Raw genomic sequence first — 13,515 nt, forward strand, 5'->3', positions numbered from 1 at the left:
GCGCGGCCGTGTCGACATGCCCCGGACGGCTGTCCACGCGGCTGCGCCACCCGTGAAGAAAGGTGAACATCATGGCCCTCGCACTGCTCCGGCGCCGGTGGCCCAAAGGCACCTCGGCCGAGGCGGCGGGCCAGTCGCTCCCCCTCCCGCCAGGCGCGGGCGCTGTGGGCCGCGAGGTCGTCGACCCGGTGGGCTCACCCATGGCGGGCGCGGACGTCACGGTCACCGCGCTGGACACGCACCGCGTCGTGGCCCGCGGCACCACCGACCCGTACGGCCTCTTCCTCGCGACGCTGCCCCCGGCCAGTACAGCCTGCTGATCGCCGCGCAGGGGCTGCAGCCGCACCGCGAGACGGTCGGGATCGTGGCGGGTACGGCCGCGCCCGCCGAACGCGTCTGGCTGCAGCCTGCGCAGGCCCTGGAACTGCCGGTGCCAGGCACCTGGCTCTTCGACCCGCCGCACACAGCCATCCGCTTCATCGCCAAACACGTCGGCATGGCCCACGTCCACGGCCGTTTCGAGCGCTTCAACGGCGGCATTCAGATAGCCCGGGACATGGCCCAGTCCCGGGTCCACGTCCGCATCGACGCCGCGAGCATCACCACGGGCAACCACACCCGCGACAACCATCTGCGCTCGGCCGACTTCCTCGACGTCGAACGCTTCCCCTACATCGACTTCGCGAGCACGCGCTTCGCCTACCGTGGCGGCAGCAAGTGGACGCTGCAGGGTTCCCTGACCATGCACGGCGTGAGCCGCTCGGTGCCCCTGGACACGACGTACCTCGGTACGGTGAACGGCGGTTACGGCGAGGAACTGCGCTGCGCGGCCCTGGCCAAGGCGGAGCTGCACCGCGAGGACTACACCCTGAACTGGCGCTCCATGCTGGCCCGTGGCATCGCGGTGGTGGGCCCGACGGTCCAGTTGGAACTGGACATCCAGGCGATGTACCGGACGCACGACACGCCCACGCCCCCGGAGTAGGCCCGAGTCCGCGCGGCGGCGGCGCGCGCCCCGTCGGGCGCCGCCGCCGGTCTACGGCATCATCGGGCGCTGCAGGCGGCCTTGGGGGCCGAGCGGGTGTGCTCGAAGCCGATCTCCGTGGGGAACACACGGGCCACGAAGCGATTGGTAGCCCTGACGGGAATTCCAACGGTTGCGGTGTGCCCGGAGATCGAACCTGAGGGGCTTCGGGCAGCTCTGCGCTTCGTCAACGAGCGAACTTCTCGATGGCGGCCGGTGTGACCGGGGTGAAGAAGTTGACGAGGTTGCCGTCGGGGTCACGGAACAGCAGCGAGCGGTTGCCCCAGGGCATGGTGGTGGGTTCATTGACGAAGTCCGCCACGAAGCCGGTCAGGTTCTGGAAGATGCTGTCCACGTCGTCGACGAGGAACTCGACGACGACGCTGCGATTGTCGGCCGGGCGGGCGGAACCGGGCGCGAACAGCGGGACGGTAGATGTGCCGGCGATCGCGAGAGTGGCCGAGGCGGTCCTCAACTCGGCGAAGTTCTCGGTGGACCAGCTCGCCCGCACTCCGGTGGCACGCTCGTAGAAGTCGACGAGGCGGGCGACATCGCCGGTGATGATGCGGATCGAGACGAAGTTCATGGGTTTCTCTCCTGGCCGGTAGCTGCTGCTGTTGCTTGCACGCTACGAGGAATACCGGGCAGAACCCGCCCGGTATCCGCAGGAGACTTGTGGGTACACCCCCCGGGAGGGCTTCGGGGCCGCAGGAACGCCTCCGGTGCTGCGGTGGAACCGCCGGAGGTGTCTACCGCGCAGCCGGACAGGCATGTGCAGGTGGGCGCTGATCGCACCGCCGGCGCCGAGCACGATGTATATGCCGCTGGCGTCGAGCTCGTAGCTCTCGGCCTTGCTGCCGTGCTGTTGGCCTCGGCCGACGGGAGCACTCGAACGTTCCCGGTCAGAACCGGGTGCGGAGTTGCTCGTCAGGGGCGGGCGTGAGGGGCACCAGAGCGCCCTTGGCGGCTGTCATGGCGGCTCCGACCCCTTCGCCGGCGCCCACGGTGAACACGACCGAGGCGCCTTCGGTCAGGAGCGGGAACGCCTTCTGCAGGGTGAAGAAGGCGCCCTTGACGTTGATGTCGAACACGGCATCGAAGGCGGCTTCGTCGGTTGGCTCGATCGGACCGGGACGGGAGATGCCCGCGTTGAGGAAGAGCAGGACGAGGGAGCCGAATCACCGGCGTGCCTGGTCCATTGCACGCTCGGTCCGGACCGCGGAGCGGGCGGCGGCAGGGGCGACATCATCGACCTGTACGACGAGTGCCTGGCCGCAGTGCGTGGCTGACCGGCCCGGAAACGGTGGACCGACAGCGTCACATCCATCGGCCTGACCGGTATCACCAGTAACGGACGCTGAGACCGATCGGCGTTACTCCGGTGATCGTTTCGGCCCGGCACCGGTGCTCGCCGCACCGCCTCCGGCCGTCCAGTACCAGGATCCTGACAGACGTCCGGCCCGTCGCTACGGGGGAGAGCTACGGGCCGGACAGTCCTACGATGACACACATGTCGCTCGTCAGGAATGGCTTCGGAGGTTCTCGGAGCTGGCGCCCGGGGCACCGAGACGGTCCCCGACCTCGCCGGGGGCGCCGTCGGCCGTGGGCCGGGAGCGTCTCTCGCCCCCGCAGGGGCAGGTCGCGCGCCCGGCGGTGAGGCGGCGCAGCGGCGCCATGATCCGGGCCGTGAAGGCGTCGTCGAGTCCGGCCGTGGGCTCGTCGTGGATCGGCACGGGCGTAGTGCGCGGCACGGCCCGCGCGAGGTCGATCTTGCGGCGCCGGCTGCCGGAGGGGCTGCTGCCGTGTGTGCCGACGGGGCTGAAAGCAACCGTCGGGCAGCGTGCCGACGAAACACTGCGCGTCGGCCGCGACGGCGGTACCTCCTCCCGGCCCGGCTACCGAGGCCCGGAGCCGGGCGGCGCCCCCTGACCGGTCTCGGCCCGGGCCGACGTCCGTTTGACCTGGCCCGGTGGTCCAGACGGAACCGCCCCGATCCATCCCCCTGGTGATGTCCAGGACGCGGATCATCGCACGACTGGTGAACGTGTGCGCCTCCTGGTCCGTTCGCCGCAGTGCCCGCTACTGCGACAGAGCCATCCTGGCCGTGGCGTCTGAGCGGAGCGTGCGCACCTCGCCGTAGGCGTGCGCCACCCCCGCGGCCTTGTCTTCGGGAGTAACGCCTTCCGGGGGCGGGGCGGCTCAACGTCCGTGCACCCGTGCCTACTTGCATGTCGAGTCCGCACCAAGCTGACGGATCGTCACAAAATCGGGCGGTGGCACAGGGCGGCGCACGATCATCCGTGAGCTCTTCGCGCCCTGTGAGCGGCCGGGCGTCACTGCCGTACTGCCTACAGCCCACCGGAACCGCCGGTGGACGGGAACCGCAGTGGAGAGGAAGGCCTATGACCGCACGACCGCGGCACCGCCGTACCACGTCCCCACGACTCCTGGCGTCGCTCCGCACCACCCTCACCATCGGCACCCTCGGCCTCGTCCTGCCGCTCCTGGCACCGGCCTCCTCCCACGCCGCCTCCGGCACCGCCTGGGACCGGGTCGCCGGTTGCGAGAGCGGCGGCGACTGGAGCACCAACACCGGCAACGGCAACTACGGCGGCCTGCAGTTCACCCAGCCGACGTGGGTGGCGTACGGCGGCACGGCGTACGCGCCGCGGGCCGATCTGGCGAGCCGGGCGGCACAGATCACCGTGGCGGAAGCGGTGCTCGCCGGGCAGGGGCCCGGGGCGTGGCCGGTCTGCTCGGTACGGGCACACCTCACGCGGAACAGCGGGCGGAGCGTGTCGGTCAGTCGTCCCAGCGCCCCCCGGCACTCGGCGCCCACGCCTCGCTCGCACAGCGGTACCGGCCGGCACCCTGCCACCTCGTACACCGTGCACGCCGGCGACACGCTGTCCGGTGTGGCGTTGCAGGCCGTCGTTCCCGGCGGCTGGCAGCGGCTGTACGCAGCCAACCGGAGCGTCATCGGTACGGACCCGGACGTGATCCGCCCGGGACAGCGGCTCACCCTGCCCTCCGCCGACCGGTAGGGCCCCCGAGGTTCTGACTCCGCTCCTCGCGCGGAGCGAACACAGGTAGGTGCACACGCCGGCCCGGCACTCCGCCAGGTCCTGGAAGACGTCGAGGACCTGGTGGAGGGTCAGGCCGGCAGCTCTGCCGGGGGCGAGTTAGGGCTTCGGCCCGCAGCCCGGATCCGCGGCTGGGGCGCGGCGTCGGGTGAGGGCGCGGGTGTGATCGCCGGCCGCCGGCCGCTTACGGCCTCCTCAGCATCCGCTACGAGCCGAAGCGGGCCATGACCGTCATGGTCGGCCGGAGGTTGCGCGCTCCCGGCAGCCGCCGGAGCACGGGCCATACGGCGCCGTAGTACGGGCCGCGCCCGCGTGGCAGCGGCAGCTCACGCACCTCGGTGATGGCCGGGTGGGCCGTGCGCACCTTCTGCAGCTCCCCCGCGTCGAGCGCCCAGGGCATGGGCGGAGTGACGTAGCCCTGCGCCGTCTTCATCTCGCCGCGCATCGTGCGCTCGCTGAACCACCGCGGTACGGCGTCGAAGACCAGGGTCCCGCCGGGGAAGCCTTCGGCGCACCCGGCGATCAGCCCCTGGACTTCGGCGGGGCGCAGATACATCAGCAGGCCCTGGGCGGTGACGAGAACGCCCTGGGACGCGTCCACCTCGTCCCGCCAGGACAGGTCCAGCGCCGACTTGGCCAGCGTGCGGCGGCGCTCCTCGTCCGGGAGCAGTGCGCGGCGCACTTCCGCCGTCTCCGGCAGTTCGACGCACAGCCAGCGCGCACGTCCGTTGTCGACCCGCCAGAACTGCGTCTCCAGGCCTTCGGCAAGGGTGACGACGGTGCCGTCGGGGTGCTCCTCGAGGAAGGTCCTGACGGCGGCGTCGAAGGTGCGCACCCGCAGGGCTTGCCCCTGGGCGAGCAGCGGGGAGGGCGTGCCGAAGGTCTCCTCGAAGGGGTAGTCGATGCGCTCGACGAGTTCGACCGCCTTCGGGTCGTCGAGCACGGAGCGTGGCTGCCGCGCTTCGTACGCCCGCTGGTAGAGGTTCCACAGCAGCGTCTCGGGAACGCCCTCCAGATCGACGTGCCGCCCGTTGTCGTTCATCGCGAATCCTTTGCTGAGCGCTGGCGCCTTGGGGCAGGCGTGAGTTGTGCGGTTGAGCCCGCAGGTGGGACGTGACAGGCTCGTGCGCCATGATCGACGAATTCGCGAAAGAGTACCTGCACGGCGAGCTCCGGCAGATGCGCGAGGCGATGCTCTGGAAGCTCGACGGGCTCGGCGGGTACGACATCCGCCGCCCCCTGACCGCGACGGGTACCAACCTTCTCGGTCTGGTCAAGCACCTGTCCGTCTGGGAGTCCAGGTATTTCGGCGAGGTCTTCGACCGGCCGTTCCCCGAGCCCCTGCCCCGGTGGGACGACAGTGCCGAGCACGGCGCCGACATGTGGGCGCCCGAGCACGAGACGCGCGAGGAGATCATCGACCGCTACCGTCGCGTAGGGGAGCACTCGGATGCGACGATCACCGTCCTCGCCATCGACTCCCCCGGCCACGTGCCCTGGTGGCCACGCCCCGACGTGAAGCTGTTCAACATCCTGGTCCACGTGCTCACCGAGACCAGCAGGCACGCCGGACACGCCGACATCCTGCGCGAGCAGCTCGACGGCTCGACAGGGACACATGCCGCGTACGCGATCGTGCAGCACGACGCGGCCCTCCAAGAAGCCCGGCACGCGAAGATCGAGCGGGCGGCCCGGATCAACGAGTCGCGGTAGTCCGCCCGCACCGCGCAACGCCACGACTGATCTCAGCCAACGGTAGTACCGATGGACCCGCGACCGGTTCGGGGGTTGGCATGCACCCTGCTGATCGGCAGGATGCCGTTGCCGCTGGGCGCAGGGGCTGCTCGGCGCGCACGGCCCCGGCCGGCCGGACCACCACCGAGGAGACAACACGTGAGGATCGCCATCACGGGCGCGTTCGGCTTCCTGGGATCCCAGCTCGCCGACGCGCTGCTCCGGACACGGACGTTCCGCGGCGCACCGATCGAACGGCTGGTGCTCGCCGATCGCGTGGTGCGCCCCGAGTCGCCGGCGGTGGCCGACCCTCTCGTGGACATCGTGCACGGCGAGCTGACCGACCGCCTCGATGACCTGTTCGCCATGCCGGTCGACGTGCTGTTCCATCTCGCCGCCGCCGTGTCGGCCGAATGCGAGCGCGACTTCGACCTCGGCATGCGCGCCAACCTCGACACGACCCGCGCCCTGCTCGACGCCGCCCGGTCGCAGTCAGCCGGCGGCGGGCCGACGCCGCGGGTGGTCTTCTCCAGCAGCCTCGCCGTCTACGGCGCCCACCCCTCGCTGCGCCTGCCGCCGGTCATCAGCGAGTCCTGCCTGCCGGTGCCGCAGTCGAGCTACGGAACGCAGAAACTCATCTGCGAGCAACTGATCGCGGACTACACCCGCCACGGCTTCGTCGACGGACGCGTCGCCCGCCTGATGACCGTCTCGGTCCGGCCGGGCAGGCCGAACGCGGCCGCCTCCGGCTTTCTGTCCGGCATCATCAGAGAACCGCTCGCCGGACTCCCGGCGGTGTGCCCCGTGCATCCGGATCTGCGGGTGGCCCTGGCATCGCCGCGCCGTACCGTCCAAGGACTCCTCCGCCTCGCGGAAGCCGAGCGCGGCACCGGACCGGGACGGCTCCAGGGCCCGGCTCCGGTCAACCTTCCCGCGCTCACCGTCTCGGTCGCCGACATGCTCGCCACGCTGCGCGAGGTCGCCGGCGACGCCGTGGCCGACCTGGTCACCGTCGCACCCGACCCCGCCGTCGAGGCCATCGTGGCCTCCTGGCCCGCGGTCTTCGACAACACGCGTGCGGCCGCACTCGGCCTGGCACCCGATCCGGACTTCCTGTCGATCCTGCGGGACCACCTCACCAGCCACGCCGACGCGGCCACCACCGATACGTCACCGGCGCCGCACAGGCCGTAGACCGCCTGTAGGGAGCCCTCGGACTCCGTCGCCTCCGCGCCGCAGTGTCGCAAGTCCGGGCCCGGGACGGCGGGCCGTGACGGATTGCGGGCCGGCCGGGGACCGGTCGCGGGGCGCATGCGGGACGGCCCGGGGTGCGGCGGCGGGCGAATCCCGGTGGTCAGCCCACGTTCGCGAGCTTCTGGCGTACGACGATCGCGTTGAGCCTGACCGCGAACGGAGCGGTGTCGGTGATCCCGAGAGTGCCCACGCGGTCCTTGTCGAGGCCCACGGTGACGTCGGTGCAGAAGGCGACGGCGTACAGACACTCGCCGGCTTCCTCGTCCTGGAGGGCGAAGAACAAGTCCCGGTAGTAGCGGGTGCGGTCCTGGCTTTCCTCGTAGTAGGCGAGTCCCGGTCCGCCCTCCTGCTCGGCGAGGCCGGTGAAGGCATCCACGAGCTCGCGCTCGATGGTCTCCCAGAACGACGCCTGGGCCGCCTCGGGCGGCAGTGCCTGGCGGACCGCCTCCTTGAGGGAGAGCACCATCACCAGGAGCGGTGCCTCTTCCCGGAGCCCCCAGCCGCGGACCATCTTCACGACGTCGCTGTCGGGGAGCGCGGCGGCGGCGTCGCGGATGTGTCCGAAGTCGTAGTTGACGGTGGCGGGCGCGATGGCCTCCTGGAAGGCACGGCAGAGGGCTTCCCCCTGGGCGAGATGGGCCGCGCCCACCTCGATGACCGGCCTGAAACGGGCTGTCACCCTTCTCCTCCTTAAACAATCTGTTGAACTGGCGAGGAGTCAGTATGCCGCAGTCGTCCGCCGCGCCGGCCTACGGGCCGGAGCCGGAAGCCCGGGCCGTGACGTGAGCGGGGAACGTGGCTGGTACCTGCGCTTCGCGGTCCCCGCAGCGGGTGGAAACAGGCCGGAGGCGGGCCGCGTGGCTCGAACGCTTTCTTGTGGTGTGCAGCTCGGCTTCATAGCGTTCGGCACGACCACTTCGATGCGTGGACGGGGTGATTCCTCGGATGCGGCAAGGAGGCTGACACATGCCCGAGACGCGGTACCTCGCACGCGTCGAGCCGTCCCGGCACGCAGGAGCGGTCGCCGTCGACACCTGATCCTTCCGAGCCGTCGGCAGCCGTCCCCTGCCGGCCTGTGGAGCCGGGCCCGCATCCGGGCCCGGCTCCGCCCATGCCCTCCCCCCGCCGGGACCGGAGTCGCGCCGCCTTCCCACTGAGCGGGAACCGGCCCGTGCGCCGGTGCGGCTCTCCCTGCCAGGCTCCGTTGCGCCGTGGTTCCACGCCCGCGCCCCGGCCGAGGGGCGGGGCCGCAGGGAGGACGTGACGGATCATGACAGGCGCGCAGACGATCGCCGGGCTCACCGACTGGGCCGCGCAGATGTACGGGGACGAGGAGGCCCTTGTCTGCGACGGGGACCGCTGGACGTTCGCGGAGCTGCGTGACCGGGTCGACCGGGCGGCGCGGGCCGTGATCGCCCAGGGAGTGCGACCGGGTGACTCGGTCGCGGTGTGGGCGCCCAACAGTGCCCGTTGGGTGGTGGCCGCGCTGGGTGCGGTGGCGGCGGGCGGGGTGCTCGTCCCGGTGAACACCCGCTACCGGGCGGCGGAGGCGGCCGACATCCTGCGCCGTTCCCGTACGCGTCTGCTGTTCACCGAACACGACTTCCTGGGCACGGACTACCGGGAACTGCTCGCGGCCTCGGGTGAGGAACTCCCGCTGCTGGAGCGCACGGTGACCCTGCACTCCGCGCAGTGGCCCCGGTTCCTGGCGGGCGGGGACCGGGTGAGCGGGCAGGAGCGTCGCCGTCGTACCGCCGCCGTCCGGCCCGACGCGACCGCCGACATCCTCTTCACCTCCGGTACCACCGGCCGGCCCAAGGGCGTTCCCGCCGCGCACGTACAGAACCTGCGCGTCTACGCCGCGTGGGCCCGGGCCGTCACGCTCCGGCGGGGCGACCGCTACCTGCTGGTGAACCCGTTCTTCCACACCTTCGGGTACAAGGCCGGTGTCATCGCCTGTCTGCTGTTCGGGGCCACGATCGTCCCGGAACGGGTCTTCGACGCGAAGACCGTCCTCGGCCGGGTGCAGGAGGAGCGGATCTCCGTCCTCACCGGGGCCCCCACGCTCTTCACCTCGCTCATCCGCCATCCCGAGCGAGCGGCGTACGACCTGACGTCCATGCGCATGGCGGTCACGGGCGCGGCCAACATTCCCACCGCGCTGATCGAGGAGATCGGGGCGTTCCTCGGGGCACGGAGCGTCAGCACGGCGTACGGGCTGACCGAGTCGACGGGGGTGGTCAGCGTCTGCCCGCCGCACGAGTCGCCCGAGACACTGGCCCACACCTGCGGAACGGCCCTGGAGGGCACGGAGCTGCGGATCGACGCGCCGCCCGGGACGCCCGGCGAGATCCTCACCCGCGGCCCGCACGTGATGGGCGGCTACCTCGACGACCCCGAGGCCACCGCCGAGGCGGTGGACGCGGAGGGCTGGCTGCACACCGGGGACGTGGGCGTGCTGGACGAGCGCGGGTTCCTGCGGATCACGGACCGGCTGAAGGACATGTTCGTGGTGGGCGGGTTCAACGTGTACCCGGCGGAGGTGGAGCAGGTGCTGCGCGGTCACCCGGCCGTCGTGGACGCGGCGGTCGTGGGCGCGCCCGACGGGCGGCTCGGGGAGGTCGGCGTCGCGTACTGCGTACCGGCGGCCGGCGCTCGGATCGACGCGGCGGAGCTGACCGCGTACACGCGCGAGCGGCTGGCCAACTTCAAGACGCCGCGCGCCTTCCACTGCCTGCCGGCGCTCCCCCACAACGCGGCGGGCAAGGTCGACAAGGGCGCTCTGCGACGGCTGGCCGACGAGACGGCGGCGTGACGCCCCGCCGCGCGCCCTGCGCCGGACGAGGACGGATCGGATGAGGAGAGATCTCATGAGGAGCGTACGAGCGTGAACGACAGCATCACCGAGTCCGTCGACGTCGTCGTCGTCGGGGCAGGCGTCACCGGCCTCTACGCCGTGCACCGGTTGCGCGGTCTCGGCTTCCGCGTGCGGGGCTTCGAGCGCGGGGACGACGTGGGCGGGGTCTGGTACTGGAACCGCTACCCGGGTGCCCGCTGCGACGTGGAGTCCGTGGACTACTCGTACTCCTTCGACGAGGAACTCCAGCAGGAGTGGGACTGGAGCGAGAAGTACGCGACCCAGCCGGAGATCCTGCGCTATCTGGGGCACGTCGCCGACCGGTTCGAGCTGCGGCGCAGCTTCACGTTCTCCACCTCGGTGACCTCGGCCGCGCTGGACGAGGAGACGCTGCGCTGGACGGTGTGCACGGACCGCGGCGAGGTGGTCTCGGCGCGGTTCTGTGTGTTCGCCGTCGGCTGCCTGTCCAGCGCCCATGTGCCCGACATACCGGGTGCCGGGGAGTTCTCCGGTGCCGTTCACCACACCGGCGCGTGGCCGCACGAGGGTGTGGACTTCACCGGGCTGCGCGTCGGCGTGATCGGCACCGGTTCCTCCGGCATCCAGTCCATCCCGCTGATCGCCGAGCAGGCGGCCCGTCTGACCGTCTTCCAGCGCAGCGCCAACTACAGCATCCCGGCAGGCAACACGCCTCTCGACGACGCGACGCGGAGCGGGCAGAAGGCCGGGTACGCCGAGCGCCGGCGACTGTCCCGGGCGAGCGGCGGTGGTTCCCCGCACACGCCGTATCCGGCGCGGACGTGGGAGGTGTCCGAGGAGCGACGGCGGGCGGCGTACGAGGAACGCTGGAGGCTGGGCGGCGTCCTGTACGCCAAGACGTTCCCCGACCAGCTCTCCGACCCGGCCGCCAACGACGCGGCGCGCGCGTTCTGGGAGGAGAAGGTACGCGCCCTCGTCGACGACCCGGCCATCGCCGACCTGCTGGTCCCCACCGACCATCCGATCGGCACCAAGCGGATCGTCACCGACTCGCACTACTACGAGACGTTCAACCGGGACGACGTGCGCCTCGTCAGCCTGCGCGAGAACGCGATCGCGCGGATCGACGCCGACGGGATCGTGCTGGCCGACGGCACACGGGTGGAGCTGGACGCCATCGTGTTCGCGACCGGTTTCGACGCGATGACCGGCGCGGTCGACCGGATCGACATACGAGGTCGGGGCGGGAGGGGGCTGAGGGACGTCTGGCGCGAGGGGCCCCGTACGTATCTGGGCCTGGGGGTGGACGGCTTTCCGAATCTCTTCAACCTCACCGGCCCCGGCAGCCCGTCTGTCCTCGCCAATGTGGTCCTGTGCGCCGAGCAGCACGTCGACTGGCTCTGCGACTGCCTGCGCCATCTGCGCGAGCACGGCTACGACGCGATCGAGGCGCGCGAGGAGGCCGTCGAGGAGTGGGTCGTACAGTGCCGCGACCGGGCCGCCGCCACGCTCTACCCCACGGCGGACTCCTGGTACCTGGGCGCCAACATTCCCGGCAAACCAAGGGTGTTCATGCCGTTCATCGGCGGCCTCGGGGCATACGGGGAGATCATCACTGGTGTGGCGTCCTCGGGGTACCAGGGGTTCGAGCTGATCCAGGTCTGACACGGGCCTGGCATGCTCACGGCATGATCTGCGCCTCGTCTTCACCGGCCGGTGAAGACGAGGCGCACGCGTACGGCCGGTCCGGTCGTCCGGGCGCTCAGCCGAGGCCGAGTGCCGTGCGCAGCACGGTGAACGCGGTCTCGCGCGCCGCGGCCGCCTCGGGGAGGGCGTCGGCCAGGGACAGGAAGCCGTGGAACATCCCCGCGTAGTGGTGGGCCGTCACGGGCACCCCGGCCGCCGTGAGGGCGTCCGCGTACGCCAGACCGTCGTCACGCAGCGGATCGAAGCCGGCGGTGACGAGATGGGCCGGCGGGAGTCCGGACAGGTCGGCGTCGGCGAGCGGGGCCGCGTAGGGGTCGGCCCAGGCGCCGGGCCGCGACAGGTAGCCGTCCCAGTACCAGCGCAGATGGTCCGCGGTCAGGAAGTATCCCCGGGCGTTCTCGCGGTGCGAGGGGCGGGAACGGGTGGGGTCGAGCATCGGGTAGTAGAGCGCCTGGCAGGTGATGCCGGGGCCGCCCCGGTCTCGGGCGAGCAGCGTGAGGACGGTGGCGAGGTTGGCGCCCGCGCTGTCCCCCGCGACCGCGATCCGCCGGCCCGGCAACGTCCTCGCCGCCCACCGCAGGGCCGTATAGGCGTCCTCGGGGGCGGCGGGGAACGGGTGCTCGGGGGCCCGGCGGTAGTCCACGGCGACGACGACCGCACCGGTGGCGTGGGCGAGGGACCGGCAGAAGCCGTCATGGCTGTCGAGGTCGCAGAGGGCGAAACCGCCGCCGTGGCAGAAGAGGACGACGGGGGCGTCCGTACGGTCCGTGTCGTCGTAGACGCGTACGGGGACACCGTCCGCCCTCGCGTCCCGGACGCGGGCGAGGGCGAGCCGCGGGGTGGCGGGCCGCGGGCGTGCGGCGAAGAAGGCGCGCACCTCGGTGATGTCCGTCATCTCCGTTCCCAGCGGCGGGAACTGGGCGGCAGCCTGGTCGATGACCGCCCGGACCCGGGGATCGGGCCGCCTCACGCGTCCGTCTCCTGACGCGGGAAGGCCGGCATCCGGCCCGCCGCCGCGCCGCCGTCCACGGCGACCTCGGCACCGGACAGGTACGACGCCGCGTCCGAGGCGAGGAAGGCGACGAGGCGGGCGACCTCCTCGGGCTGACCGACCCGTCCGAGCGGGGCGCCCGGATGGCCGGTGGTGTCCAGGTGGCTGGTCATCGCCGTGGCGATGGCCCCCGGGTGGACGGAGTTGACCCGGATGCCGTCCGCGCCGAGTTCCAGGGCGGCCGTCCTGGTCAGGCCGCGCAGCCCCCACTTCGCGGCCCCGTAGGCGCCGTGCCCCCAGATGCCCTGGAGGCCGGCCTGCGAGGAGATGTTGACGACGGAACCGCCGCCGCCCGCCCGCATCGCCCCGGCCACGGCGCGGATGCCGAGGAACGGGCCGATCAGGTTGACCCTGATCAGCGCCTCCAGGCGCTCGGGGTCCTCGTCGACGATGGGTGAGGTGGAGTAGATCGCAGCGTTGTTGACGAGCACGTCGAGCCGGCCGAAGCCGTCCACGGCGGCGGCCACGGCGGCCGTCCAGGACTGCTCGTCCGTCACGTCGTGCCGGACGAACCGTGCGGCCGGGCCGAGGGAGGCGGCCGTCGCCTCGCCGTCCGCCGCCAGCACGTCGGTGAGGACGACCTTCGCCCCGAGGGCGGTGAACAGGCGGGCCTCGGCCGCGCCCATGCCGCGTGCCGCGCCGGTGACGAGCGCGACCTTTCCTGTCAGATCGACGGACATCAGCCATTCTCCTGGTCTGCGGATACTCGGAAGACGCCACGTGTCGTGGCGGCACGGGCGTCCGTCGAGCCTGCCCGGCCCGGGCCGTTCGGCGACAGCGCCCGTTCCCGGTGGGTGGGAGACGGCGGGTGGTCGCGGTGCCCCGG

General features: G+C 71.8%; 11 protein-coding genes and 2 pseudogenes. 6 read left to right on the plus strand and 7 right to left on the minus strand.

Going from position 1 to position 13,515, the window contains the following annotated elements:
- Positions 1 to 71 precede the first annotated feature (71 nt).
- Positions 72 to 985 (plus strand): annotated as a pseudogene (locus tag ADK64_RS29715) (YceI family protein).
- 226 nt (positions 986 to 1,211) lie between these two features.
- On the opposite strand, the gene ADK64_RS29720 reads toward ADK64_RS29715, so the two are convergent.
- The 3 genes and pseudogenes from ADK64_RS29720 to ADK64_RS29730 form a co-directional block, all read right to left on the minus strand.
- A complete protein-coding gene (locus tag ADK64_RS29720; protein WP_053663909.1) occupies positions 1,212 to 1,610 on the minus strand; it encodes a VOC family protein in 399 nt (132 codons plus the stop codon).
- Between the two features lie 316 nt (positions 1,611 to 1,926).
- Positions 1,927 to 2,190, minus strand: a pseudogene (locus ADK64_RS29725) (SDR family oxidoreductase); the annotation flags it as partial.
- Positions 2,191 to 2,544: 354 nt separating this feature from the next.
- A complete protein-coding gene (locus ADK64_RS29730) occupies positions 2,545 to 2,757 on the minus strand; it encodes a hypothetical protein (protein ID WP_053663911.1) in 213 nt (70 codons plus the stop codon).
- Positions 2,758 to 3,426: 669 nt separating this feature from the next.
- Between ADK64_RS29730 and ADK64_RS48730 the strand changes: the two genes are divergently transcribed.
- Positions 3,427 to 4,068 carry a transglycosylase family protein gene (locus ADK64_RS48730; RefSeq protein ID WP_053663913.1) on the plus strand — a complete coding sequence of 214 codons (642 nt, stop codon included), beginning with the start codon at positions 3,427 to 3,429 and terminating at the stop codon, positions 4,066 to 4,068.
- Between the two features lie 244 nt (positions 4,069 to 4,312).
- Here ADK64_RS48730 and ADK64_RS29740 read toward each other — a convergent pair whose 3' ends face one another.
- Entirely contained in the window at positions 4,313 to 5,149 is an 837-nt protein-coding gene (locus ADK64_RS29740; RefSeq protein ID WP_053663915.1) for a class I SAM-dependent methyltransferase, read from the minus strand.
- An 89-nt stretch (positions 5,150 to 5,238) separates the two neighbouring features.
- On the opposite strand from ADK64_RS29740, the gene ADK64_RS29745 reads away from it, so the two are divergent.
- Together ADK64_RS29745 and denD are read left to right on the plus strand one after the other, a co-directional pair.
- The gene (locus ADK64_RS29745) at positions 5,239 to 5,820 is read left to right on the plus strand and encodes a DinB family protein (protein ID WP_053663918.1); all 582 of its coding nucleotides are present in this window, start codon (positions 5,239 to 5,241) and stop codon (positions 5,818 to 5,820) included.
- Between the two features lie 180 nt (positions 5,821 to 6,000).
- A complete protein-coding gene (gene denD, locus ADK64_RS29750; RefSeq protein WP_053663920.1) occupies positions 6,001 to 7,035 on the plus strand; it encodes a D-erythronate dehydrogenase in 1,035 nt (344 codons plus the stop codon).
- 160 nt (positions 7,036 to 7,195) lie between these two features.
- Here denD and ADK64_RS29755 read toward each other — a convergent pair whose 3' ends face one another.
- Complete coding sequence (locus ADK64_RS29755) at positions 7,196 to 7,774, minus strand: Type-2Aa cytolytic delta-endotoxin (RefSeq protein WP_053663922.1); 579 nt, start codon at positions 7,772 to 7,774, stop codon at positions 7,196 to 7,198.
- A gap of 591 nt (positions 7,775 to 8,365) precedes the next feature.
- Between ADK64_RS29755 and ADK64_RS29760 the strand changes: the two genes are divergently transcribed.
- On the plus strand, positions 8,366 to 9,910 hold the full coding sequence (locus ADK64_RS29760) for a FadD3 family acyl-CoA ligase (RefSeq protein WP_053663924.1): 1,545 nt from the start codon (positions 8,366 to 8,368) through the stop codon (positions 9,908 to 9,910).
- A gap of 72 nt (positions 9,911 to 9,982) precedes the next feature.
- A complete protein-coding gene (locus ADK64_RS29765; RefSeq protein ID WP_053663926.1) occupies positions 9,983 to 11,596 on the plus strand; it encodes a flavin-containing monooxygenase in 1,614 nt (537 codons plus the stop codon).
- A gap of 97 nt (positions 11,597 to 11,693) precedes the next feature.
- Here the strand turns inward: ADK64_RS29765 and ADK64_RS29770 are convergent, their stop codons facing one another.
- Both ADK64_RS29770 and ADK64_RS29775 read right to left on the minus strand, forming a co-directional pair.
- Positions 11,694 to 12,608, minus strand: coding sequence for an alpha/beta hydrolase (locus ADK64_RS29770; RefSeq protein ID WP_053663928.1), 915 nt, complete (start codon positions 12,606 to 12,608; stop codon positions 11,694 to 11,696).
- Entirely contained in the window at positions 12,605 to 13,369 is a 765-nt protein-coding gene (locus ADK64_RS29775; RefSeq protein WP_053663930.1) for a glucose 1-dehydrogenase, read from the minus strand. Before ADK64_RS29775 ends, ADK64_RS29770 begins: the two co-directional genes overlap by 4 nt.
- Positions 13,370 to 13,515 lie beyond the last annotated feature (146 nt).

The sequence above is a fragment of the Streptomyces sp. MMG1121 genome, assembly GCF_001280015.1.
Classification (GTDB): Bacteria; Actinomycetota; Actinomycetes; order Streptomycetales; family Streptomycetaceae; genus Streptomyces.

Coding starts and splice junctions, on each gene's coding strand:
- ADK64_RS48730 (WP_053663913.1), top strand. CDS start 3,427: ATGACCGCACGACCGCGGCACCGCCGTACCACGTCCCCACGACTCCTG.
- ADK64_RS29720 (WP_053663909.1), bottom strand. CDS start 1,610: ATGAACTTCGTCTCGATCCGCATCATCACCGGCGATGTCGCCCGCCTC.
- ADK64_RS29760 (WP_053663924.1), top strand. CDS start 8,366: ATGACAGGCGCGCAGACGATCGCCGGGCTCACCGACTGGGCCGCGCAG.
- ADK64_RS29740 (WP_053663915.1), bottom strand. CDS start 5,149: ATGAACGACAACGGGCGGCACGTCGATCTGGAGGGCGTTCCCGAGACG.
- ADK64_RS29745 (WP_053663918.1), top strand. CDS start 5,239: ATGATCGACGAATTCGCGAAAGAGTACCTGCACGGCGAGCTCCGGCAG.
- ADK64_RS29775 (WP_053663930.1), bottom strand. CDS start 13,369: ATGTCCGTCGATCTGACAGGAAAGGTCGCGCTCGTCACCGGCGCGGCA.